A 24,433-nucleotide genomic window follows, 5' to 3' on the forward strand; every position below is an offset into this window, starting at 1 on the left:
TGGTAAGCTGCGAATAATATCACTCTTTTGTCAGATATTCAGCGTTCACACGATTTCGTTAAGCTCCATAATCCCACATTCAATTGCGCACTATTTTCATGCCTGCTGTTTTCAGGGTTCTCCGAGACCAGCTTTTCACAGGTCACCAGCGACAGTTGATTAGCGTCCGCCCATTGAGCGATCGATTGCTCGGAGATGCCCAGTCTTCGGTGGGCATGTTTTTCTCTCAGGAATTCAAGATTATGAGGCAGAAAGTCAACGATAATCAGCTGCCCCCCGGATTTTAACACCCTGGCGGCTTCTTTAATTACTCGTTGCGGCTGGTCCAGATAGTGCAAGACTTGATGAATGGCTATCGCATCGACGCTGCCATCGTCAAAATTCAGTTTATTGATGTCGTTTTGACGCACCGAGCAATTTGTCGCGCCTGCGGAATCAAGATTGAAACGAGCGACCAGCAACATCTCTCTGCTCAGATCAATACCGATTCCCCTTTTGATATAAGGAGAGAATATTTCCAGGATTCTGCCGGTGCCAGTGCCCAGATCCAAAAATAACTCCGGGCGATTGATATTCAGGCAATTGATCAGTTTTTTCTCAATGCAGGTATCCGGCACCGCTAATTTTCGAATGTTGTCCCATTCAGCGGCATTTTTCCCAAAGTATTCCAATGCGCGTTCAATATTTATCTGCTTGATTTGTTGTAACCGGTGTTGATCCTGGGCCAATTCATGGTCGTTGATATCGAGCATACTCAAAACGCCCTTGGCGACATCGGCCATCTCTCCGCTATCCGTAATTCGATGGAATACCCAGGCGCCTTCCTGAGAGCGCTGTAATAGCCCCGAGTCACAGAGCAACTTCAGATGTCGGCTAACCCTGGGTTGACTCTGACCCAGGATTTGCATCAATTCCGATACGGTTAATTCACTGCTGCTTAAAACTGACAAAATACGCAGTCGAGTTATTTCAGCCGCGGCGCGCAATGCTACGAGTAGTTTTGTCATGCTTCGGTCGCGGTCGCTCTGTTACCCCGGGTTTTTTGAAAGGGATTACCGATTCGGATATTACCGCGATATCGACGACCACTGTTCGGTGATCGCCCGCAACAGGTTCTGCATGACCGCGCTGTCGTTCTCGATGATTTCCTGAATGATCTCGCCATCGATGCGCAGCAATTCGAGATCGGTGACCGCCACCACCGACATCGCCCGGGGGCGCAGCGCGAGCAAGTCCATCAGGCCAAACCCTTCCCCGGCGACCAGATTGCCGGCGATGGCCTGCGGGTCGTCGGCATCGCGCAGCGAGTGGGCATTGCCCTTGATGATGAGATAAACATTCTTGCTCGCCTGCCCGCGGCGATAGACGAATTCCCCGGCATCGGTGGTCATGCGCCGACTGTGTTCCGCCAGCAGTTGCTGAGTGCGCGCCTCGAGGGCGCCGAACAGGCGCGATTGACCGATCAGGACATTGACATCGCCGAGGCTCTGCGGCGACGGTTTGACCGCGCGGGCATCGAGCAAGCCGCCGTTGTCGGTGAGCGTATAGGTGCGATCAAATTCGCGCGCATTGTCGATCTCGCGGTCGATCCAGATCATGGTGGCTTGCGGCAGCAATTCGTGGATGCTGTGGCGCAATGCGCGCTTTTCCTGAACATCGAATGCTGCCAGCGCATCGTGGAAAATCATTATATCCGGTTTTTTCATCAGCATCCGACCGACCGAGATTCTGTGCTTGGCGACCACCGGTAAGCGTGACCCGCTGATGCCGACATCAGACTGGGCGAACAGGAGCATGATCGCTCGTTTGATATTCATTTGCTCCAAGGTATGCTCAACAATCTCGGCAATCTTGCGCTCAGCCGCCGGCTGTGTGGCCACCACCCTGCCAAACAGCAGGTTGTCGATGATGGTTAATTTCGGGTGATAGGCGAATTTGTCAAAGCGGATGATTTTGCCCTTCAAATCCTGCGGCAGGTTGAGGAAGAATTCATGCCGTACCTGCAACAATTTACCGGCCACGCGTTCATGGATAAAGCCAAAGGCATGCAGTTCGGGAATCAGGTGCAGAAAGATGCCGAGCAGGTCGGCGCGTTCATCCTCGCTCAGATCAATGCCGTCCCCGCTCAGGCGCTCGGCAATATCCGTAAGCGCCGCGATTTCCTGATCGCTTTCCAGATCAAACTGGTTGAGCAGGTTGTGTCCCTTGGGCAACTTCTGAATGCGCCCGGCCAGCCGCAACGAGGCTTTGCCGCCGATATCAATCGCCAATTCGAGGACGCCGAGTTTTTCCAGGGTCTGTTGTAGCATCGGATGGGCGGCCAGATTGCGGCCGCGCAAATCTTCATCTCTGGGCACGCCGAACAGAATGTTTTCCGCCACAGTGGCGTTGCGGTTGTAGGTGTCCGGATTGAATTCCGCCACCACACGCTCCAGTTTCCGCTCATGCAGTGTGTTGCGAATCCGCTTTCGTGCTTCGAGGATATTATCAGCCAGCTGGGGATGGTCGACCGGGTCGAAAATCTCCAGCAGGCCGCGTTGGTACATGATTGAATCGGTGCCGATGGCGCGTGCGATGAAGAAAAACCAATCCAGCAATTGCTCGTGGTTGTCGGCATTGATGAGGCGGTAATCGAGCCAATTGCTGAAGAACACGTCGGTGCTGTTGCCCGATGCGAGCGATTCCGTAATCCATTCCCGGCGGGCGCGATCGGGGTTGTCATCCACCGGCGGCGAGTGGTTCATGCCATACAGCAAATTATCGGTGACGGTGCCGCTGAATATGTACGGGTCCGGGCCCTGGTAGGCGAGCCGCGTCCGCAACAAGTGGCGCTCGATCCGTTCGAGATCGATTCCGCCGATGCGGATGCGGCCAGAGACAGGTCTTTCCAACCCGGCAAGCAGTTGCGCCAGCCTTAGCCGCTGCATCGCATTTTGCCCGACAATAGCAATCCACGACCCGGGCTCGACCTCCAGGTTCATTCCCGCTATCACCTTTTCGCCGGCCTCGTTGCTCCACGAAACATTGCTCAAGGTCAGCGTCTTTCTGAGGGATTGGTCGCCATCGACCGCGCTGGCGGCCTCGTCCTGGTCGCGATGCTCCAGTAGCCCTTTGGGCGAGAACTGCTCGATGATCTGCTGGTATTTGATCTTGGCGTCTTCATGCGCCTGGTAGTGGTTGAACAGCTCTTTCCACGGAGAGGTCAGTTCCTTGTAAGCCGCCAATGCCGCCACCAGCGCGCCGATGGTGAGATCACCCTGAATTACCAGAATGCCGCCGAACAGGTAAAACAAGAATGGGGTGATCTGCCCGATGGTGTTGTTCAGGAATTTCATGAAAAACTTCTTCCTGAATATCTGCAGCCGGATTTGGAACAGCCCGCCGAGCCAGTGCGAGAACTCGGCCAGGATGTATCGGCGGGTACCCTGCAAGCGGATTTCCTCAGCGCCACTGATGGTTTCGCCAATGCGCTCGGACAATTTCCTGATGCGTACCACCCGATCCCTCTTCAGTGTATTGACTTGCTGTTGCAGTTTGGGGATGACATAACCCTGCACCGGAATCAACGCCACCGAAGCGACCCCAAACACCCAGTCCTGCATGAACATGAAAACCATGATGGTCAGCATAGTGCCGCCCTGGAACAGCGGCAGAGCGATGGATTCCGAAATATAGCCTGCCAGCGGCTCCGTTTCCGCGGTCAGCGTGGAGATCAATTCCCCCTGGGAGGCGCGCGCGAAATGCGGCAGCGGAAAACGCAGTATGCGATCGATCAGCTGAAAACGTAGCCGTCGCACCAAGCGCTCGCCGGTGATGCCCTTGAGGGTGTTGATCTTCATTTTTAACAAGCCGTTGATGACGATCAACGCCAGCAAACCGATGCAAAGCGCCAGCAAGTAGTACACCGGCTGCAGGCTAAAGCCCGCCAGCTGGAGTATCTCATTGCCACCGGAGAGCGCCCGGTTGATGATTATCTTGGGGATTTCAAGGGTCAGGTAGAGCAGCGGGAACGACAGGCAGGTAAAGGCGACAATAACAAGTTGCTGCCTGGAACTATGCTGCCAGACAAATCTCAGTAAACTGGAGTTCATGCAAAAACCGGATAGTGAAAAGGATATAGCAAGTATAAAGTATATGTTGTTCGCTTGAACAACATTGATCGGGCGGTATCGTGGCGTGAAATATCCATTTGCGAAACCGGCATCGGATTGATGCGGCGTGCTGACGGCCTGTTGGGGGGGCGTAAATCCCTTTTCGTCGTTGCCGATGGTGTGACTTGCGCCGCCGGTGTCTCACTTTGATTAAGTGTTGTGCCTCCTTAATTATTTTTCAATATGGTAAACTATGCGCATGGTAGCTAAAAAACGAGATGTCGTCCAAGTCAAAAATCCTCGAACCAATAGATATGTGAAAATAGATCGTTCCGTAGGCAAGATTGTTGCACATAAAAGAAGTTCCGGGCCATATAAGGATATTCCGGTCGCCCGCAAAAAGAGTGGAACGTAAAAGGGAATGATTATTTACAATCCAGCGGATGGAGATGCGTTCACTACCACGATAAAAAGCACTCCGAAGCACTGTTTTTTAATGACCCGGCTCGGCAGCCCTGTGCCACAGATGGTTAAGGATATTGGGATTGAAGTTAAAAAATGTTGTCACAACCAAAAGTATGTGGCTATCGATGCTGGAACACGGATAACTGGACGAGATTTTCTAATCAAAATTTGGAAAATGATTGCTTCTTCTCCAATTGCAGTTGGAGTAGTCCATGAGTCTATTCCCCATCAACACAAGCCAATATTTTTTACGAACTTGGTGTAGCCCAGGCACTAGGTAAAGAAACCCTAATCGTGAAGAGTCCAAAAGGAAAGATTCCCTCAGACTTCATCAGAACCGAATACATACCCTTAATGATAAATTTACGAATAATTTCTCAAAATACCTGACTGATCTTACGGAGCAAGCTAAACACTATGAAATTGTTGCGGACCAATTAGATCGCAATCCTGTTTTAGCTATTGATTACCTGAAACGAGCATATCTAATAACTGGCGAGAGTAGATTAAAAAAGAAAGCAAAATCAGTCGTCAAGGGTGCAGGATTACAACATCGGACCGCTAATAGTGTTGAACTTCTCGCAGCCGCCTTCTAACAAAAAAATGCAATCGGACGCAACCAAGCTGCGGCGCTGATTTATTCGTGTTTGCCAAGTTAGAGATATAGTTCCGTAACCTATAGATGTCTTCATTGCTGTCGTTCAACCCGCTCTGGGTGACTTCATGTTTTCCGGCAGATAGGTCGCGATCTCAGGGAAGGCGACCAGCAGCACCACCATCAGCACCATCAGAAAGAACATCGGGATGGCTGTTTTTGCGATAAAGTTCATATCGTGATTGGTCATGCCCTGAACGACGAACAGATTGAACCCGACCGGGGGCGTAATCTGCGCCATCTCGACCACGACCACGATAAAAATGCCGAACCAGATAATGTCGATTCCGGCCTGGCGTATCATCGGTTCCACGACTGCCATAGTCAGCACAACGGAAGAGATGCCATCCAGGAAGAAACCGAGAATGATATAAAACACGGTCAAGGCGACAATCAGGGAAATGGGCGAAAGTCCGAGAGTTGCGATCCATTCCGCCAGGGCTCGGGGCAGTCCGGTGAAGCCCATGGCCAGTGACAGAAACGATGCCCCCATCAGGATCAAGGCAATCATCGCCGAGGTCCGGGTCGCCCCCATCAAACTGGCAAAAAACGTCTCATAGGTCAGCGAACGCTGCACCCCCGCCAAAATCAACGAGCCGACGACGCCGAATGCAGCGGCTTCGGTCGCGGTCGCAAAACCGAGATACATGGAGCCAATGACGAACAGCACCAGAAGAATCACGGGAATCAGCAGACGGGATTGATAGAGCTTGGCAGTCAATGACATTTTGGGTTCGCGGGCCGGCACTTCGCCGGGCTTCCAGAACGACCAAAGGACAATGTAACCCATAAACAAACCCGCCAACAGTATGCCCGGTAAAATGCCGGCCATAAACAGTTTGGAGATTGATTCGTTGATGGTCACGCCATAAACGATCAAGGTCAGCGATGGCGGAATCATCAAGCCGAGCGTGGCCGCGCCAGCAAGTGTGCCGATGATCATTTTTTCCGGGTAATTGCGTTTTCGCAGCTCAGGGATGGACATCTTTCCGACTGTGGTCAGGGTCGCTGCGGATGATCCCGAAACCGCGGCGAAAATGGTGCAGCCGACGATATTGGTGTGCAGAAGCCTGCCGGGCAATGCGTCCATCCACGGCGCGAGGCCGCGAAACATATCCTCGGAGAGTTTGGTCCTATACAGGATTTCCCCCATCCATATAAACAACGGCAAGGCGGTCAACGACCAACTGGACGATGACGACCAGATCGTAGTGAACAGGATGTCGCCAGTTGGGCGGCTAGTGAACATCTCCATACCAACAAAGGCGACCCCCATCAACGCCAGGCCGACCCAGACGCCGCTACCCAACAGGAAGAAAAGAACGAACAGGAATAATCCGGCGGCAACAAACTGTTCCATGACGATTCCCTTTTTTATGCCGCGTGTTCTGTCGCGGATATGGCATCGTCGCCGATATCATCCAGGCCGAACCAGACGATCCGAATGAGATGATCCAGAAAAGTCAACGCAAAAATACTGGCGCCAATGGCCATCGGGATTTGTGGTATCCACAGCGGCATTGCATCCTGGCCCTGAGAGACATCGTTGAGCTTGTACGACCAATAAACGCCTCTAAAAGCGTAATAGACCATGTAGGTGGTCAAGGCCGAGCCGATGCCGAAACACCATATTTCACCAAAACGGCGATAGCGGCCCAAGTGCTTTAACAGCAGCCCAACCCGAATATGCGCACCTTGGTTGAGCGCGTAGGCCAAGGCGAAGAAAGTGGCCGCTGCCATACAATATCCCGCATAATTGGTGGCGCCGATGAAGATGCCGCCGGACCAGCGCATGACCATTTGCGCGACAATAATGACCAGTAGCAGTAGCAGGAACGCCGCAGCCATAAAACCGCTAAATTGATAAATAGCGTCCAACGCCTTTCTCAGCGGATGATGTGTGCCTGACACTTGCGCGGCCATTATTTCCTCATAACGGAAAAAGAAAATACCGGCCTCGTGATTTATCGGGACCGGCTATAGATGCTGATTACCGCGCCTTAAAGGCGTCCACGATCGCCTTGCCTTCCGGGCCCGGCTTGCTCCAGCCAGGATGCAGTCATGGTGGCGCCAACCTGTTTAAGATCCGCCGACAGTTGTTGCCCGGCCGGCTGAACTTTCATGCCATTGGCGGCGAGTTGGCTCAAATACCAGTTGCTGAGCTGCTCCGATTTTGCGGTTCCAGCGGCCTCGGCCATCATTGCCACGCCTTTGACAATATTTTGGGTTTCCGGGTCGAGTGCGTTCCAGGCATCTTTGTTGACGAAAACATAATTGCGCGGCAACCAGGCCTGAACATCGTAAAAATAGGTCAGATGCTCCCAAACCTTGCGGTCATAACCGGTTGAACCGGAAGAAACGAACGCTTCGGCGACACCGGTGGCCAATGCCTGAACCAGTTCCGCGGCCTCGATTTGAACGGGATTCATGCCCATCAACTCGGCCAATTGGTTGGTTGCGGCGTTATAACCGCGAAACTTGATGCCCTTGGTGTCGGCCATGGAGTTAATCGGTTTCTTGAAATAAAGCCCCTGGGCCGGCCACGGAACCGAGTACAGCAAGACAAGATTTTGTTTATCCATAATCTGGCTGAGTTTCGGCTTGGCGATTTTCCACAACTCGGCCGATGCCGCATAGGAAGTCGCCAAAAAAGGAATTGAATCGATGCCAAACAAGATGTTTTCGTTTTGGTGCGCGGAGAGTAATCGCTCGCCAATGGGCGCTTGTCCGGTCTGCACCGCGCGTTTGATTTCATTGCCCTTGAACAGCGAACCGCCGCCATGAATGATAATCTCGAGCTTGCCGCTGGTGGCGAGGGTTACGGCCTCGGCAAATGCCTTGCCGTTTTGGGTGTGAAAGTTGCTATCGGCATAAGCCATCGGCATATCCCACTTCTCGGCATTGGCGCTGCCGCCGCCCAAAACGATTGACACGCCAAAGATAATTGACGCAATCGCCAATAGGGTTTTTAAGAATGTATTACGCATATTGTTTTCCTCTTTCATAACTTGATGATTAATAATTTCGACTCCTTCAGCTAAACCGGTCGCAACGATACGCGTCGAGATCGACATTTTGCTGAAGTCCCATCATATGCTGGGCCACGACCCGGCCGGTCTTGGGCCCTGCGGTCAAGCCAACATGTTGATGTCCGTAGGCGAAATAGACTTGGCAGCTGGACGGCGCCGGCCCGATGACCGGCAAGCTGTCCGCCGTGGCCGGCCGGTGCCCCATCCAATCCCGTTTCGTTTCGTATTCCAACCCCGGCAGCACGGCCCTGGCTGCGCGCAACAATAATTTCAGGGGGCCTTTTGAAGCCGGCGCATCCAGGCCGCCGAATTCGATAACCCCGCCCAGGCGCAAGCTGCCCTGCATGGGGGTGATGACGCATTTGCGCGCCGCATCCATAACCGGCACCGATGGTTGCTTATTCGCGTGCAACAACTCCAGATGGTAGCCGCGCTCCGATTCGAGTGGTACGTTAGCGCCCAATTTTGCAGCCAGCTTATGCGACCAGGCGCCTGCGGCGATGACTACTTTGTCAGCCTTGATGTCACGGTCATCAGCTTTCAGAACGACACCGTCATGGCGCGTGTCCACTCGTTTAATGTCGGCCCGAACCACTTCTCCCCCGGCCGCGGCAAAACCTTTGGCCAGGTCGCTGACGTAGTTTCCAGGATTGGCGATCATGCCATAATCCTTCAAGAGCACGGCAAATTCATATTTCTTTGACAGGGCTGGGTCGAATTCTCGTATTGACTCGCCTTGCAGCGTGTCCCATTCAAAACCGTGTTCACGGCGCAACCCCCAGCCGAATGCGTCGCGCTCAAAAGCATCGCGGTTTGCATACAGATACAGATACTCGCACGCGCGTAGCCAGCGCTCAGCATCGGTTCCTCGCGCCAGGGCGCGGTGCTCGTCGACGCTGTCGAACAGCAGTGGAATCAGATTACGTACAATATATTCAACCTTCTTGCGGCTCGATGACCGAATGTAGGGAATCAGCCAGGACAGCAGATGCGGCAGATAGGACCAGCGCATAAACAAAGGCCCATCGCTGGCAAACAACATGGCCGGGGCCTTGAGCAGAATGCCCGGCGTTGCCACCGGGACTACCGCGCAGCGTGCCAAAACACCGGCGTTGCCATAGGAGGCGGCCGCAATGCCACCCGGTTGCTGGCGGTCGATCATCGTGACCGACGCGCCCAGGCGCTGTAGATGCAAGGCGCAGGAGACGCCGACTATACCGGCGCCGACGACGGCGATATGCGGTGATTTTTGCCCGTTCATGGAAGCTGAATTGCCCATCACTTGGCAGCAGTCACGCTCGGCTTGTCATAAGTTGTGCGTCATGCAATCCATTCGCTTACCGGAGCATGGCTATCCTGTAGCGGTTGGCTGATAATATCGACCAGAGTTTGCCAATGGTGTTCGATAGCCAGCCTGAAAACCCGCCGCAGGTCAGCCGTGGCTTCAACTCGCCAGATTTTTACCCCAAACAACTCGGCCACGGCAGCGTGGTCGGTACGGTTGAAATCGACGGCATAGTAGCGTTCCTTGAACCCCGCTTTCTGACCCGCCTTGATCCAGCCGTAAACACGATTGGAAAATACCAGAAACATAATCGGAAGATTGAGGCGAGTAACGGTTTCGAGTTCCCCGACCGTAAAACCAAAACTTCCATCCCCCATGGCTGCGACGACCCTGGATTTGGGTCGTCCAATCTGCGCTCCAACCGCCGCCGAAAGGGCATAACCGAGTGCGCCATGCGCTCGATTGGAAATAAAATATCGCTCGGCGTGGGGGATGCTATAAAATGCGGAGAAATAAGGGCACGGTGTTCCAGGATCGGCGACGATCACCGCATCGGATGGCAATATCTGGTTCAATTCGGCGATCACCCGCTCCGGCTTTATCGGACTGTCGTCGCTGGCGGCCAGTTCATAAAAGTTTGCGAATTTAATATTCAAAGCCGACGCAACTTTTTCCGCACCACCAAAATTGACCTTGTCCGTATCCACATCCTCAAATACAAGGTGCAAAGCCTCAAACGCCGGACGAACATCCGCTACCACCGCCACGTCAGTCAGATAATTGGCCGATATGGCCATGGGGTCGCTAGCGATATAGACAATTTTCACGCCCCTTGACGGCGACCGCCAGCGTTCTGTGGTCACCGATCCGGCCCTGCAACCGGCATAGACGACAAGATCAGCCTGGTCGACAATTGCACGAGTGGCCGGGACGTTGCCGTTCGATCCGACCACACCAAGATGATTGGCATGATTGTCTGCCAGACTGCCTTGACCGCTGACTGTGGTCGCGACGACGATGTTTAATCTTTCCGCCAGTGCCTGCAAGGCTGCTTCCGCGCCCGCGAGAACAACGCCGCCGCGCGCAATCACCAGTTTTTTAGCCGCGACAATGGCATCCGCAGCCATCTCAATCACTTTCTGACCGGGCGCGCCCGGCCAGGCAGGGAATGTCGCAAAATCGGTCTGGACCAATATACCGCTAGGGTCAACAGACACTGTTTGAATATCGTAGGGCAGCCCCAGAGGCGCCGCTCCGGGGCACCATCTGGGGCAGTTTTTCTGCATTGTCAATGACACCGTTCCATTTTGTCAGGGGGCGGAACAGGCTGGTCTGGTCGAGTTCCGTCAGCGGGTAACGTCCGTGCGCCGTAATCGATACATCCGAGGTGATCGACAGAACAGCGACAGACGATTCATTCGCTTCAACCACGTCCGGCAGAATATAAGTGGCGCCGCCTCCACTGGGGCCTTCGCAGACACCAACGCGCCCGGTAACACGCGCCATATAAGCCACGCAACGTTCATCGCGGGTCAAAATATGCTGCATACCGTGATCGAGGCGGTAAAGGGCATCGTAGAATGGCAGAGTCGCACCCCGCATAAACCAAATATATGTTTCACGCCATGCGCCTGCAACAGGCGCACCATGGCTGCAGCGCCATTCATAGCATTGCCTATGACATTGCCCATAACATTGTCTTGAGTTTGCTGCATAAAATTAACCTTATGCTTGGCTGATTTTTGGACTATATACACGTTGTATGAAGTGATGTATTCAACTATGAACCTCCGTACTCAAGCTGTCAATGGCGTGTATAAGTCCACCCCCTTTGGCGCTCTGGTTGATTATGGATGAGGAAGTTGCAGGAGATTGCAAGCCGAGGCCATGATGGGGCAAGCCGGTGTTGCAGTCGACCGCATAAAGGGCTTGAACTGAAAACACCGGCTCAGGCTGTCATTTACAAATCAGGAAGAGACACGCAGTGGATGGAGAACTTGGAGGAAAATGACCGAGATGGTAGGAGGGCAGGGTTTATGACTGATTGTGCTTTAATGGTTATGCATCCAAAGACCCACTATCTTGTGAAAAATTGGATTTCTGGAAAAAAGGATACTTAAGATAATTGAGTAATAGGGACAAGGATGTCCGCCATGTGGGACAATACCCCGCCTGGCGGACAGACCAGAAATGAACCAAGCTGAGTTAAAGTTACTAATCAAAGGCGCTTTGCGTAGAGGGAATACTCTTGACTCTGAGATTAGTCTCTACATTGAAAAGGCTGTTGAGTTTATTGAAAGAAACCACAAGTTTACTTGGGTGGATAGATTCGGTAGATTCACAGAAAACAACAAAAAGTGCAATATGCGGTGGACTTATATTGAGTTGCCAAACTCGGCAATATGCCATACACTTATTTTCTGTATACAATTTATATGATGAGACATTTGTTTATGAGTTCTCCCTGCATGAGTGAACCTGAAAATAAAATGCTGGCGTCGCCAAAGGTATTTATCCCATCGTCAAAAATATGGCGATAGCGTTCGAATTCAAGCCAGGCGAGAGAATAAACGAGGTCGATCTCGCCCGCCGCTTGGGTACCACAGGACTCCCCTGCGCGAGGGCCTTAACCGGCTTGTGGCGGAAGAATTTTTGGTGATGAAGCAGGGGCGCGGGTTCTTTTGCCGTGATCTGAAACCCCGCGAAATGTCCGAACTCTACCAATTTCGTGCGCTCATGGAAGTTGTCGGTGTGCGTCTTGCCTGCGAGCAAGCGACCGAACAAGAGGTCGCGGACATCGCCCATTTCCTGGACAAAACAGGCCCCGAAGATGGTGGCCGCAGTAGCGTGGAATTAGTCGCGCTGGAACGAATGTTTCCACCAGAAGATCATGGCACTAAGCCGCAATATAGAGATGTGCAGAACGCTAGAAAACATTAATGCCAGAATCAAGTATTTTCGCTGGGTCGACATGGATTCGAAGCGTAAGGGAACCCAACAAGAACACCAGAAGATTGGTGCGCTTATGGCACGAGACGCAAATTTGGCGGCGCATTAAATGTACATATTGATAAGCGACTAGATCAAATTACCGCTGCTATTAAGGCGCTATTCCCGAATTTATCGGGTTAGTTAGCGTACCGGGGAGCGAAATGAGGCAAAATTCCACGGTTGTCGGCGGCAAGACCGTTTATGGCGCTTCCGTCGGCATCTTGATGCTGGACACACGGTTTGCGCGCATTCCAGGCGACATCGGCAATGCAGGAACCTGGCCATTCCCGGTACTCTACAAGGTGGTCCGCGGCGCATCACCCGATCATATGGTGCGCCACGGCGCCGAGGGACTGGCCCAGCGGTTCATCGCCGCCGCCCGCGAACTGGTCGCCGATGGCGCTGATGGGATTACCGCAACCTGCGGTTTCCTGGCTTTGTTTCAGGATCAACTGGCACAATCTGTCGGTGTCCCGGTCGCCTCGTCTTCGCTAATGCAGGTGCCTCTGGTGCAAAATATTTTGCCGCCGGGCCAGCGCGTAGGGGTGCTAACCATTTCAAAAGCGACTTTAACACCCGAGCTGCTGAAGGCTTCCGGCGTACCGATGGATACCCCGATTGCCGGCACCGATGAAGGTCGGGAATTCAGCCGGGCAATATTGGATGACGAACCGACGCTTGATGTGGAATTGGCGCGCGCCGACTTGATCGATGCCGGGCGTCAACTTGTTACGGCGTTCCCGGACACGGGCGCCATCGTCCTTGAGTGTACCAACATGGTGCCATATGCTGCGGATTTACGGCAAACGCTCGGCCTGCCTGTTTACAGCATCTATAGCTTCGTGACCTGGTTCCAGGCCGGCCTGAGGCCACGGGTTTTCGACCCACGATTAGTCGATCAAGGCACGCCTTACCCCTCACCCTAAGTAGGGTATTATATCCCTTCTCGTCGGTGCCGCGATAAAGTAGAATCCGCCGGATTATCCAAGCCGCAGAGATAATTACCGTTAATGCAAACCATCACTCGATTTCCGCCAAGTCCGACAGGTTATCTCCACATCGGCGGCGCGCGCACTGCGTTATTCAACTGGTTATACGCGCGCAAAACCGGCGGAGAAATGGTATTGCGAATTGAAGATACCGATCAAGAACGATCCACTCAGGAAGCGATTGACGTTATTCTGGAATCTATGAAATGGCTCGGCCTAACCTGGAATAAAGGCCCGTACTATCAGACTGAGCGCTTTGATCGATATGGCGAAATAATAGACCAATTGCTCAAACAGGATGATGCTTATTATTGTTTTTGCAGCAAGGAAAGATTGCAGGAAGTTCGAGGCGCGCAACGGAAAAATGGAGAGAAGCCGAGATACGACGGTCGCTGTCGAGAATTAAATCGTATTCCCGACCACCACGAAGATGCCGTAGTAAGATTTAAAAATCCGTCACAAGGCGCGGTAGTATTTGATGATGTTGTGCGCGGTCGGGTAGAAATTGCAAACGCAGAGATGGATGATTTAATTCTGGCCAGAACCAATGGCGCGCCGACCTATAATTTAACCGTGGTGGTGGATGATATTGATATGGGCATTACCCATGTCGTGCGCGGCGAGGATCATATCAACAATACCCCGCGGCAAATTAATATTTTTCATGCGCTAAAAGCGAATTTGCCGGTGTTCGCTCACGTTCCGCTTATTCTCGGCAAAGACGGGCAACGCTTGTCGAAGCGCCACGGCGCGGTCAGCGTTCTGGATTATCGCGCCATGGGAATCTTGCCTGAAGCATTACTGAACTATCTGATTCGTTTAGGCTGGTCGCACGGCGATCAGGAAATATTTGATATCGATGAAATGATCGAACTATTTGATATTGCTGATATCAATAAATCACCGGCCGCGTTTAACCTGGAAAAACTGTTATGGATCAATCAACAATACATCGTCAACGCGGATCAGACGCGCCTGGCGAAAGAAATGGCGAAAATTCTGAACCGTCGGGGCATCGGGTTAGGCGATGGCCCGGACCTGAATGAAGTAGTCGAAGTGATGCGGGAACGGGCGCAAACCTTGGAAGAAATGGCAGATAAAATCACGTATCTTTATAAAGATTTTGACGGCTACGACCCCAAAGCAGTGAAAAAAAATATAAAACCGGAATCAGGGAATTTGCTATCGGTTATGCATAGCGAATTAGCGGGGATAGATGAATGGGACGAAGCACACATCAATCAGGCAATCAGTAATGTTATGGATACGGAAAACGTTAAACTGGGCAACTTGGCGCAACCCCTTCGCATCGCTATATCAGGCTCATCAGCAACCCCATCAATTGATGTGACCGTGAAATTAGTGGGCCAGCATCGAACGCTGGAGCGCATCGAAAAAGCCATTAAATTCATAGCACAAAGCCTTCAACAATCCTGCTAATATAACCCTTGATTGCACTTACACCAGCCATTAGAATACGCACCCTCTTCCGGGGCCATAGCTCAGCTGGGAGAGCGCAACACTGGCAGTGTTGAGGTCGGCGGTTCGATCCCGCCTGGCTCCACCAACTATTCTTTCCAGCAACCGATTCCTGGATTACCGATTCTTGGATAAAGTGAGTAACGAATAGAGACCTTTGCATAATTCAAAATACTATCGGAAGTGGGACTTTAGTCCCGCCATCGGCAATCATCTTGCGCGGCTAAAGCCGCACTTCCGGTAATTATGCAAAGGTCTCAAATAATAATTTGTGTGAAGTAATATCCATCGACAATTTAATTGTCCCCATCGTCTAGTCGGCCTAGGACACTGCCCTTTCACGGCGGCAACAGGGGTTCGAATCCCCTTGGGGACGCCATAAAATAAAGGGTTGGCGTAAAAACCAATCCTTTTGGCTTTTGTGCGGGATGGTTTATTTCCACCCTCGTAGAGGAGGGGTTTATAGCCCTGCTATAACGATTTAAACCCGTTCCCTTTTTATTTGCACATCATATAGGGTGGGTTTGACCCACCATTTCAAGATCAAAAACAGTAGCTTGCACCCGCTCGGTAGGTAGAATCCACCTTACATTGCTGTTTGTTTTGATTCTTGACTGTTTTGTGAAAACGCTTCTTTTAACACCGCCTGCATCAGTTGTTTGGCATGGGATTGGTTGGTGGTGATTTGGGTTTGTAGTTGGTCGCAGAGGGTGAGGAGTTTTTCGACTTTGGCGACGATGGCTTTTTGTTCGGGGAGTGGGGGGATGGGAATGATCATTTTATTTAATGACTTCCCCGTTAGATGTCGAATCCCTGCGCCAGTGTAATATTTAGTAATTTCACCCTTGGTAGCCCACAACCACAATAGATTGACAAATAGCACGGAAGAAAAGCATTCCGAAATAAAACGTACTCTATGTAACGCTTTTTGGAACATGATAGATTCATTTCTACTCCATATAGCAGCTTGACCAGGATAGCCGCCTTCGCAAATTACTATGTCGCCCTTTAGTACTGAATATTTTTGTGTTTCGTGTTCTTCAAAACGCATTTCGTTTAGATTTGAGGTATTAATCTCAAACCACTGTACATTCAGATTTCGCAGATATGGTTTTAATTCGCCTTTGTTTTTTTGAGTATCAAGCATTTTCCCTAACGAATTAATTGAAATCTCACCCAACCGACACCACTTCCATCCATTAGGTAATGCAAAGAGTTTTTCTTCCTGATCAATTGGAGGCAGCGGTTTTTGCTTTTTTATTTTTTTGTCTTTAATGAGTTGCGCTTTTTCTGCCTGAATCCGTTTTAATAATTCGCTGGCAGATTCAACATCTGGATTCTCTGCTCGCCAATCTTTGGTGAGTTTGCCTTCAATAGCTTCTTGCAGTATTTGTTGGCGGAGCTTTTTTAGTAGAGTTTGTTGGTGGGTGATTTCAGTATTCAAGATGGACCGATTTGTTTTTATGTGATCAATCTTTCTGATTAATTTACTCTGCTCTGTAAGCGGTGGCAGAACCAAGGACAATGAAAGCATCATACTTTCTTTAATTCGCACTCGCCCCATTCCTTTGGTGAGCTGTTTTAATTGACGCAGAAAAGTAGGTAATCCGACTAAATCCACCAAGACTTTTGGGTATATCTGATCTTCATCTATTTCAAAGCATGGCATCTCATTCGTGATAAGTGCATTGTCAAGCTCTGGTGGTACGATGCCAAAAGCTCCAGTATGCACAGAAAGTCTGGAATATATAAAATCGCCGGCTCTTGCAATGTAACCATTTTTGGCACATATGGTCGCCCCTTTCTTTTTTTCTCGTAGCTTTACATCGCCTTTATTGGAAATAGTGACAAGGATGTATTCAATATCCGGATCAAGTACTACTTGTTCTTTTCTTTGGGTAAGCAATATGCCTAGTTTTTTTGTTTCCCAATCGCTCATCATTCTGCCCCGCCTTCCAACAAAACGTAAAACTCATTCAGATTTTTACGCAACAACTCTTTGGGAATTGACTTGGTTTCATAGTCAGCAATGAATGTCATTTTTCTATAAGTCACGATATTTATCGTTTTTAAAAAATAATTATGCAATTCCTTGCACAAATCCTGTACAATAGCGGCTAACCCCACCGATGGTGTGCCGAATTAAGTAGGAGCCTCGGTCCGACAGCCGCCACTAACGCGGCTGTTTTTTTGTGCGGCTACCCCCGCTCTTAATTCTCTACACGGCGTGTAGAGATTTTCCATCATGCCAACTCTTTCTTAATCTGCGTCAACCAACGGACCCACCACTGTCAATCCTTCCACCCATTCAAAATCCTTGAGATTTCGAGTAGTCAGAGGTTGACGATGCTCCAGAGCGGTGGCGGCAATAACAGCATCAGCCAACGACATGCTTTTCCCCCGGCGCAGTTTAATTGCCAACTCAATGATAGATAACAAGATAGGACAAATTACAGCGAACGCGAACAGTCTTTGGAAACTTTTGTTGTCTTCCTCCTTGAGACGATGATAGCCGAGCACCTCCAGTCTGGTGATAAAGTTTCTTTCTGCATTGGTCCGGCAGGCTCTTCACATCGTCAAGTATTTGTTTGGTAATTGTGTTCATGTTGATAACTCCTGTTTGAGTTGATTGATGAGTTGATCGCTTTTATTGAAAGACTGATGCAACAATTCTAATAACTCGGTGCTGGAATATGATTTTTCCTCTTCCGGCTGGTGCGGGTTTTTAATATCGAGATTATAACCGCTTTCGATAATAGTATTGATGTCCACCTACCATGCCTGTTCGTTTTCTTCTCGCTTGTGCCACCACTTTTTCAAACTGTCAAATTCTGCTAACTGTATCGGTTTTGTTTTGGAATAGGACTTGTAGCCTTCGGGCAGTTGATGCTGGTAATACCAAACGCTTTTTGTTGGTTCACCTTTTATAAAAAACAGCAGATTGACGGCAACCGAGGCATATGGTTGGAATACAGAATTAGGCAAGCGGACAATGGTATGAAGGTTGCAGTCTTCCAACAATTTTTGGCGAATACGCTGTTTGACGCCATCACCAGTGAGCGAACCATCCGGCAAGACGATAGCCGCTCTGCCACCGTCTTTGAGCAGATGAATCATCAGGATTAAAAACAGGTCTGCCGATTCTTTGGTGCGGTAGGTTTGCGGGAAATTGTTTTCGTTGTTATTGGAGACCACGCCGCCAAAGGGTGGATTGGTAATAATCACATCCACCCGGTCTTTTTGGCGGTGTTCGGTTAGCGGCCGTGCCAGCGAATCATCGTATCGAATGTTCGGCAGATTGATGTCGTGCAAGATTAAATTGGTATTGCACAACAAATAAGGCAGGGGTTTGTATTCCCAGCCTGCAACATTTTGCTGGATAGCTTCGCGGTCTGCGACAGTGCTTGCCTTGGCTTTGAGGTGCTCCAATGCGGCGGTGAGAAACCCGCCGGTGCCACACGCAGGATCAAGTACTTTTTCATTCGCTTTGGGGTTGGTCAGTTCGGTTAATAACTCGGTGATGGCGCGCTGGGTATAGAATTCACCCAGCGTGCCCGCACTTTGCAGTTCGCTTAAAAAGGTCTCGTAAATCTGCCCGAAAATCTGTTTGTCCTTGCTGTTGTTAAAATCAATTTTGTTAAGATTGTTAATCACCTGGCGCAGGTGAATACCGGATTTCATATAATTGTAGTTATTGGCAAAGACTTCATGCACCAGCACGGCGCGTTTGTTGTTGGTAGAGAGGTTAATGTTCGCCAACGCGGGAAAGAGTTTTTGATCGACAAAGGCAAGTAGTTCATCGCCGGTCATGCCTTCGTCATTACCCGCCCATTCATCCCAATGCAATTCTTGTGGAATGGGTGAGGTGTAGCCGTCTTGTATGAGCTCCAGTTCCTTGTCTTTGTCGCTGAATATTTTCAGGAACAACATCCAGCCGAGTTGCAGAATCCGCAGTTCATCACTGCCCGTGCCAATGTCCTGCCGCATGATGTTACGGATGGATTTAACGATGCCGGAGAGATTGGTCATGCTTTTTGCTCTACAGTATCGTCGATAGATTGCAATAGATTCCGAATACGTCCTTTTTCTTTGCTTTTTTCTAAATAAGATTGATAACTATTTTCGGCATCTTTAATTAACTGTTGGTAAGTAATCACTCTAATATCTTGTGCTGATAATGATTTTTCATCATTCTGTTTGCTTTCGATGTCTTCCCATCCTGAAAGTCCACTCCCAACCAAGCAAATAACTTCAATTGAGACCTCTTCATCGTGTGCTTGTAGTTCTTTTTTGACTGCTTTTTTATATTTTTTAACTTGATCCATTAATTCTCCAACTTTAGGGTTTACCGAATCTCTCTTTAATTCAATAATAATGTGCTTACCAGAAATCTTTTTATACCGAATATCTAACCTTCCACCCTTTTCAACTTTTGTTAATCGCAACTCGTCAAGTCGATTTTTTATGGATTTCTCCATGACAGGCACTTCAGTCGCTCTATCCCATGATGGATCAAGCAACCATAAATGCTCGTATATATGCTGTTGTATGATTTTTTCAAGTTTATCTTTTTCGATATGTTCTATTAATTTCCTTATAACCTCCAACCGACCTTCGGTTATTTGGTAATACCAAGATGCTTCTATATCGTCCAATTCAGAAAACAATTGAACCGCTATTTTAAGACTGTCTACTTCAAGATTATCTAATTGCTGAAGTTTTTCTTTATGGTATAAATGCTCAAACGCTAATACGCCATGTTTATAAAGCGTTTTTCTATGTTCTTCATCTGTTGCAATAGAGTTAATACGGCCAAATAATTTTTTTGCGGCAACTTTGGTATCTCCTTTTAATTTACCCAGCCACTCTTTAATAGCAGGAATTTCCTCTGCTTTCTTTGCTCCACTCTCTGTTTTATATTCAGCCCTAGCCTTTTGTATGAATTTCAGCTCTTTAAAGATAAAATCTTTTAACTTAATAAATCGTTCATCACTCTGAATGAAATCCTGCCTACTGGAAGTTGCGATATCATCTTTCTCAGTGAGGTCTAAAAAATCCGCCCTAATTTCACCAATTAGAAATTTCGTATAAAGACCTCCTTCTCTATATAGATCCAATATATCTTCTAAAGCCACTTTTCCTCTAGCCAATACAGATATTTTATTTAAATTGTCATTGCCATCTTGTAGCCCGCCAGATTGTTTTACTAAACCAATCCAACCACTGATTTCATCTTTTTTTAATGAAGAAATGTCACGCGGGCAGAGTTTATTCTTATCAATTTTTGAAAAATCACCTCTAGAATAATCCCCATATGTAACAGCGAATTCCAATTTATGGAAATAGTCTCTATCTGCAATGCTTATTTCTTCATTATTCATAAAAACTTTAAATTGATCTGACCAAATATCAAACCGCCGAGCAACCCGTTTCTTTATATTTTTATCAATTGAAATTCCCACTCTTTTCTTTATCTGCTTCAATACAATTGTTGTTCCTGTTTCATTATTTATTTCATTATTCTCATTAATTTCGATCTCGTTTGGATGGTATGGTTTCTTTTGTTCTATCTTTTCTCGTATATCATTAACTTTCATTGAAATACCCAGTGTCTTTTCTTTCTTTGTATATATTTCAATATGCTCAGCAATAGAAAAAATGGACAACTTGCCAATTCCTTTTCTACCCATTACTTTTCTCTTTAACTCTGGCGTTAAATCATCATTAGATTTTTTTCGTCTCTGATATCCTACATTTAGAAATTTAGTGTTCAGATCTTCTGCGCTCATCCCACAACCATTATCTTCAATTTTGATTTCACTATTTGAAGTTGTTATTTTTACTTCTGTTGAGTCTGCATCCCAAGCATTTGCAATTAATTCTGATAATACTGCTGGAACATTGCTGTATAAATTAAGACCCAAATGATTTAAAACATTTAGATTTATCTTTAATTCATATTTACTCATAAAATATTTTCCAAATGTTCTAAAATTGATTTTCCTATAACAAAACCTAACCGAGGTGGCACTGCATTGCCGATATGACGACCTATTCTTGCCAGTGACGTTAATTCGCCAAAATCATAATTACGAGGAAAAGTTTGTAATAATGCTCCTTCACGTGCTGAAAAAGCGCGCTCTTGTTCCGGGTGACCGAATCGACCAGAGCCGTAACTGAAAAACTGGGTTGTAATCGTTGGAGAGACCTTATCCCAGCTAGATCTTCCATATACAGCGGTGTATGTCCTGCCACTTTCTTTTTTGTAACAATTAGGCAATAACTTTTTATCCCAATCAAGCCACGTACCTCCAGGTTTTGATTGTTTTATTCTTTGCAAATTAATTGGGAAAAGATTTTTAGCCCGATGCAAAGGATCATCGGTGCTAATCTCTCCAGCTTTTATTGCAGGAAGATGTTGTATCGCATTGGCTAAAGTGACGTATTTTTCTTTTTTATGCGTTTTCTTAGGTATTTTTATCTCGCCTAACCTTGAAGCTAATATAACTAGTCGGCTTCTATTTTGAGGAATTCCATAATCAGGACAATAAACAACTTTATGGTCTATCATGTAACCTAAATTAGTAAGACTAACCAAGAATTTTTGAAAAATATCAGTTTTTACAAGACCGAGAACATTCTCCATAGATATAATATGTGGGTTTATTGCTTTTATTGCTTCAACGAAATAATCAATTAGATTCCATCTAATATCCTGTTCCTTATTTTTAACCTTAAAGGTATGAGAAGAAAAGGGTTGGCAAGGTGCACAACCAACCAGAACTTTAATGCTATCATTTGAGTAAAGATTTGCTAGATTACTAAAATTATATTTAGAAATATCTGCATTTATAAATATGGTTTGATTATTTTTTTCATACGGATATTTACACGAAGCATCGTTATCAAGCCCAGCAAGAACTTTGATTTTTGCTTGCTGCATGCCACAAGTCAAACCTCCCACTCCACAGAACAAATCAATGGCTTCTATTTTTAGAACTCGATTACGCCGCATAAATTTCTTTCTCCAATTCCGCAAGTGCTTTGAGATATTGCATTTTACCACCAAACAGTTTAACAATTTCCAGCGGCGACCCAAACTGATTTAACGGCTTAACTTGCAGTATTTTCATATCTTCAATGTTCTCGATACCTTCATCGGCGTATTTATCCAACAGGGCTTCTAATACCTTGCGTGCCTGCTCGCCGTATTGGGTGAAGTAATCACGTTTTTTCACATTATTGACTCGTTCGGCTCGGGTTAGCGGCGGTTGGTCAAAGGCGGTGTGGCAGATCATGTCGAATATATCCATCTCTTTGTTGATGGCTTCCTTGAGCGATTCAAAAACAATGCCCTGCTCCACCAACTCGTTAATAATCGCCCGCTTCTTGTCGGCTTGGTTCCACTTTATCAGGAAGTCATCCAGCGATTGGTATTGTTCGCGCACTTTTTGACGGGTGTAATTTTTCAGGCTACCGATAATGAGTTTGCCGTTGCCATCCATGTATTGGATACGCTCGTTGAGCACCGCCACATTGACGCCGTTGACATAGTATTTCTCCCTGGGTTCGGCAATGATGTCACCGCCATCAATGATGCCCGGATTATCGGTTGGTGGGACAAAAATAATCTCTTCGCCATCTTCATCAGTGATAGGTTCATTCGCCTCTAATTCATCTTCGGGCGATTCGAATTCGTCATCTTGACCTAATTCCTTGACTCGGACCGGGTCACCGTCAAAAGCAGGATCGGCAAACAAATCAGTCACACCACGAAAATCCATAATGGTAAAGAACTTTTTGCCAAACTCTTCATTGATGCGCGTGCCGCGGCCGATGATTTGTTTGAACTCAGTCATGGAGCCGATATTGCTATCAAGCACAATGAGCTTGCAGGTTTGAGCATCAACCCCGGTGGTCATCAATTTTGAAGTAGTGGCGATGACCGGGTATTTTTCTGCAGGGTTGATGAAGTTGTCCAGTTCTCGCTTGCCTTCGTCATTATCACCGGTAATCTGCATAACGAATTTGCTGTTTTGCGCCATCAGGTCGTTGTTTTCATTGGCGATGGCGGCGCGCATCCGCTGAGCATGATCAATATCGGCACAAAAGATAATGGTTTTATCAAAGCGATTGGTCTTTTTTAAAAATTCTGTCACTTTGCGGGCAACGGTTTCTGTTCGCTCATCAATGGCCAGGTTTATATCAAAATCTGTGCGATTGTAGATGCGGTCATCTACGAGCAAGCCTTGTTTGTCGGTTTTGCCCTTTTCGGGCCGCCATCCCTCCAAATCAACATTCAAACCCACCCGCAAGACTTTATAAGGCGCAAGAAAACCGTCTTGTATGCCTTGCTTGAGAGAATAGGTGTAAATCGGGTCGCCAAAATATTCGCTGCTGGAGATGCTATCTGTTTCTTTTGGGGTTGCGGTCAAGCCAATATGGGTGGCGGTTGAAAAATATCTGAGAATTTCATGCCACGCGCTGTCTTCGGCGGCACTGCCACGATGACATTCGTCAATGACGATTAAATCAAAGAAGTCTGGACTGAATTCCCGATAAGCATCTTTATCTTCATCGTAGTTGGTTAAGCCTTGATAGAGCGCGAGATAGATTTCGTAGGATTTATCTATTTTCTTTTGCTTTACGACCGTCATTTTGTCTTTGAAATGACGAAAGTCATTGCTTCTAGCTTGGTCTATCAATACATTTCTATCTGCCAAAAACAGGATGCGTTTTTTAGTGTTGCTTTTCCGCAGGCGGTAAATGATCTGGAATGCGGCATAGGTTTTTCCGGTGCCTGTTGCCATGGTCAGCAAGATACGGTCCTGCCCTTTGGCAATGGCTTCTACTGTTCTATTGATAGCAATTTGTTGATAGTAGCGCGGCGCCCTGCCACTGCCATCGAAAAAATAGTCTTGTGCGGTGATACGCTCCTGCGCTTCGGTAGTGATGCATTTGTATTTTTTGTAGCGTTGCCAGAGCGTTTCTGGCGAGGGGAATTCATCAAGATTTAGTTCTGTTTCTATCCTACCATCCGTACAAGTGCGGTCATGCTCATAAAATCCATCGCCATTGCTGCTGTAAACGGATGGAATATCCAGAATTTCCGCGTAACTCAAGGCTTGTTGAATACCTGCATTAACCGAGCGCTTATTGTCCTTCGCTTCAATAATGGCAATCGGAATATTAGGTTTGTAGTAAAGGATATAATCCGCCCTTTTTTGCTTTCCCCTGGCTGTCAAATTACCCCTGACATGGATTCGACCATCGGTAAAAGTAACTTCTTCCCGAATTTGGGTAAGCGGGTTCCAACCTGCCTTTTCCAAAGCCGGCTGGATGTATTTTGTGCAAATGTCTCTTTCCGACAGGTCTTTTTTAGAGGTCATGGGCTGCCACTGGAGTATAGTTTCCAACTTGCCATAATGTCGTCATATAATCAGAATTAA

General features: G+C 48.1%; 16 protein-coding genes, 2 tRNA genes and 3 pseudogenes. 8 read left to right on the top strand and 13 right to left on the bottom strand.

Features of this window, described 5'->3' with window-relative positions:
- Positions 1-38: 38 nt before the first annotated feature.
- Both ACPXXB_RS10740 and ACPXXB_RS10745 read right to left on the bottom strand, forming a co-directional pair.
- Entirely contained in the window at positions 39-1,007 is a 969-nt protein-coding gene (locus ACPXXB_RS10740; RefSeq protein WP_423907326.1) for an ArsR/SmtB family transcription factor, read from the bottom strand.
- A gap of 60 nt (positions 1,008-1,067) precedes the next feature.
- The gene (locus ACPXXB_RS10745; protein ID WP_423907327.1) at positions 1,068-4,091 is read right to left on the bottom strand and encodes an ABC transporter transmembrane domain-containing protein; all 3,024 of its coding nucleotides are present in this window, start codon (positions 4,089-4,091) and stop codon (positions 1,068-1,070) included.
- A 54-nt stretch (positions 4,092-4,145) separates the two neighbouring features.
- Between ACPXXB_RS10745 and ACPXXB_RS10750 the strand changes: the two genes are divergently transcribed.
- Both ACPXXB_RS10750 and ACPXXB_RS10755 read left to right on the top strand, forming a co-directional pair.
- Positions 4,146-4,301: a hypothetical protein gene (locus ACPXXB_RS10750; protein WP_423907329.1), complete on the top strand. Its 156-nt coding sequence runs from the start codon at positions 4,146-4,148 to the stop codon at positions 4,299-4,301.
- A 211-nt stretch (positions 4,302-4,512) separates the two neighbouring features.
- Positions 4,513-4,821: a hypothetical protein gene (locus tag ACPXXB_RS10755; protein ID WP_423907330.1), complete on the top strand. Its 309-nt coding sequence runs from the start codon at positions 4,513-4,515 to the stop codon at positions 4,819-4,821.
- Positions 4,822-5,257: 436 nt separating this feature from the next.
- Here the strand turns inward: ACPXXB_RS10755 and ACPXXB_RS10760 are convergent, their stop codons facing one another.
- From ACPXXB_RS10760 to ACPXXB_RS10780, 5 genes and pseudogenes are all read right to left on the bottom strand, one after another.
- Positions 5,258-6,571 (bottom strand): TRAP transporter large permease, encoded by a 1,314-nt coding sequence (locus tag ACPXXB_RS10760; protein ID WP_423907332.1) that lies wholly within the window; start codon positions 6,569-6,571, stop codon positions 5,258-5,260.
- A gap of 14 nt (positions 6,572-6,585) precedes the next feature.
- A complete protein-coding gene (locus tag ACPXXB_RS10765) occupies positions 6,586-7,134 on the bottom strand; it encodes a TRAP transporter small permease (protein ID WP_423907334.1) in 549 nt (182 codons plus the stop codon).
- A gap of 67 nt (positions 7,135-7,201) precedes the next feature.
- Positions 7,202-8,198 (bottom strand): annotated as a pseudogene (locus tag ACPXXB_RS10770) (TRAP transporter substrate-binding protein).
- A 46-nt stretch (positions 8,199-8,244) separates the two neighbouring features.
- Positions 8,245-9,501 (bottom strand): NAD(P)/FAD-dependent oxidoreductase, encoded by a 1,257-nt coding sequence (locus ACPXXB_RS10775; RefSeq protein ID WP_423907336.1) that lies wholly within the window; start codon positions 9,499-9,501, stop codon positions 8,245-8,247.
- 59 nt (positions 9,502-9,560) lie between these two features.
- Positions 9,561-11,192 (bottom strand): annotated as a pseudogene (locus ACPXXB_RS10780) (thiamine pyrophosphate-binding protein).
- A gap of 1,039 nt (positions 11,193-12,231) precedes the next feature.
- On the opposite strand from ACPXXB_RS10780, the gene ACPXXB_RS10785 reads away from it, so the two are divergent.
- The 6 genes from ACPXXB_RS10785 to ACPXXB_RS10810 all read left to right on the top strand — a co-directional run bounded on the left by ACPXXB_RS10785 (position 12,232) and on the right by ACPXXB_RS10810 (position 15,363).
- Complete coding sequence (locus ACPXXB_RS10785) at positions 12,232-12,465, top strand: FCD domain-containing protein (RefSeq protein ID WP_423907338.1); 234 nt, start codon at positions 12,232-12,234, stop codon at positions 12,463-12,465.
- Entirely contained in the window at positions 12,440-12,583 is a 144-nt protein-coding gene (locus ACPXXB_RS10790; protein WP_423907340.1) for a hypothetical protein, read from the top strand. The genes ACPXXB_RS10785 and ACPXXB_RS10790 overlap by 26 nt, the downstream gene beginning before the upstream one ends.
- A 94-nt stretch (positions 12,584-12,677) precedes the next feature.
- A complete protein-coding gene (locus ACPXXB_RS10795) occupies positions 12,678-13,442 on the top strand; it encodes an aspartate/glutamate racemase family protein (protein ID WP_423907342.1) in 765 nt (254 codons plus the stop codon).
- A gap of 84 nt (positions 13,443-13,526) precedes the next feature.
- The gene (gene gltX / locus ACPXXB_RS10800; protein WP_423907343.1) at positions 13,527-14,945 is read left to right on the top strand and encodes a glutamate--tRNA ligase; all 1,419 of its coding nucleotides are present in this window, start codon (positions 13,527-13,529) and stop codon (positions 14,943-14,945) included.
- Positions 14,946-14,996: 51 nt separating this feature from the next.
- A tRNA-Ala gene (locus ACPXXB_RS10805) sits at positions 14,997-15,072 on the top strand.
- Positions 15,073-15,286: 214 nt separating this feature from the next.
- Positions 15,287-15,363 (top strand) — tRNA-Glu (locus ACPXXB_RS10810).
- Between the two features lie 207 nt (positions 15,364-15,570).
- Here the strand turns inward: ACPXXB_RS10810 and ACPXXB_RS10815 are convergent.
- The 6 genes and pseudogenes from ACPXXB_RS10815 to hsdR form a co-directional block, all read right to left on the bottom strand.
- A complete protein-coding gene (locus ACPXXB_RS10815) occupies positions 15,571-16,926 on the bottom strand; it encodes a restriction endonuclease subunit S (protein WP_423907345.1) in 1,356 nt (451 codons plus the stop codon).
- 317 nt (positions 16,927-17,243) lie between these two features.
- Complete coding sequence (locus ACPXXB_RS10820; RefSeq protein WP_423907347.1) at positions 17,244-17,504, bottom strand: type II toxin-antitoxin system VapC family toxin; 261 nt, start codon at positions 17,502-17,504, stop codon at positions 17,244-17,246.
- An 81-nt stretch (positions 17,505-17,585) separates the two neighbouring features.
- Positions 17,586-19,013, bottom strand: a pseudogene (locus tag ACPXXB_RS10825) (N-6 DNA methylase).
- Positions 19,010-20,953 carry a BbrUII/HgiDII family restriction enzyme gene (locus tag ACPXXB_RS10830; RefSeq protein WP_423907349.1) on the bottom strand — a complete coding sequence of 648 codons (1,944 nt, stop codon included), beginning with the start codon at positions 20,951-20,953 and terminating at the stop codon, positions 19,010-19,012. The pseudogene ACPXXB_RS10825 and the gene ACPXXB_RS10830 overlap by 4 nt, the downstream one beginning before the upstream one ends.
- Positions 20,950-21,999: a DNA cytosine methyltransferase gene (locus tag ACPXXB_RS10835; RefSeq protein ID WP_423907351.1), complete on the bottom strand. Its 1,050-nt coding sequence runs from the start codon at positions 21,997-21,999 to the stop codon at positions 20,950-20,952. The genes ACPXXB_RS10830 and ACPXXB_RS10835 overlap by 4 nt, the downstream gene beginning before the upstream one ends.
- A complete protein-coding gene (gene hsdR, locus ACPXXB_RS10840; protein ID WP_423907353.1) occupies positions 21,989-24,373 on the bottom strand; it encodes an EcoAI/FtnUII family type I restriction enzme subunit R in 2,385 nt (794 codons plus the stop codon). The genes ACPXXB_RS10835 and hsdR overlap by 11 nt, the downstream gene beginning before the upstream one ends.
- Positions 24,374-24,433 lie beyond the last annotated feature (60 nt).

This window comes from Candidatus Spongiihabitans sp. (assembly GCF_965237845.1).
GTDB lineage: Bacteria > Pseudomonadota > Gammaproteobacteria > Arenicellales > Poriferihabitantaceae > Spongiihabitans.

Coding starts and splice junctions, on each gene's coding strand:
- ACPXXB_RS10740 (WP_423907326.1), bottom strand. CDS start 1,007: ATGACAAAACTACTCGTAGCATTGCGCGCCGCGGCTGAAATAACTCGA.
- ACPXXB_RS10745 (WP_423907327.1), bottom strand. CDS start 4,091: ATGAACTCCAGTTTACTGAGATTTGTCTGGCAGCATAGTTCCAGGCAG.
- ACPXXB_RS10755 (WP_423907330.1), top strand. CDS start 4,513: ATGATTATTTACAATCCAGCGGATGGAGATGCGTTCACTACCACGATA.
- ACPXXB_RS10760 (WP_423907332.1), bottom strand. CDS start 6,571: ATGGAACAGTTTGTTGCCGCCGGATTATTCCTGTTCGTTCTTTTCTTC.
- ACPXXB_RS10765 (WP_423907334.1), bottom strand. CDS start 7,134: ATGGCCGCGCAAGTGTCAGGCACACATCATCCGCTGAGAAAGGCGTTG.
- ACPXXB_RS10775 (WP_423907336.1), bottom strand. CDS start 9,501: ATGAACGGGCAAAAATCACCGCATATCGCCGTCGTCGGCGCCGGTATA.
- ACPXXB_RS10785 (WP_423907338.1), top strand. CDS start 12,232: ATGTCCGAACTCTACCAATTTCGTGCGCTCATGGAAGTTGTCGGTGTG.
- ACPXXB_RS10790 (WP_423907340.1), top strand. CDS start 12,440: ATGTGCAGAACGCTAGAAAACATTAATGCCAGAATCAAGTATTTTCGC.
- ACPXXB_RS10795 (WP_423907342.1), top strand. CDS start 12,678: ATGAGGCAAAATTCCACGGTTGTCGGCGGCAAGACCGTTTATGGCGCT.
- gltX (WP_423907343.1), top strand. CDS start 13,527: ATGCAAACCATCACTCGATTTCCGCCAAGTCCGACAGGTTATCTCCAC.
- ACPXXB_RS10815 (WP_423907345.1), bottom strand. CDS start 16,926: ATGATGAGCGATTGGGAAACAAAAAAACTAGGCATATTGCTTACCCAA.
- ACPXXB_RS10830 (WP_423907349.1), bottom strand. CDS start 20,953: ATGAGTAAATATGAATTAAAGATAAATCTAAATGTTTTAAATCATTTG.
- ACPXXB_RS10835 (WP_423907351.1), bottom strand. CDS start 21,999: ATGCGGCGTAATCGAGTTCTAAAAATAGAAGCCATTGATTTGTTCTGT.
- hsdR (WP_423907353.1), bottom strand. CDS start 24,373: ATGACCTCTAAAAAAGACCTGTCGGAAAGAGACATTTGCACAAAATAC.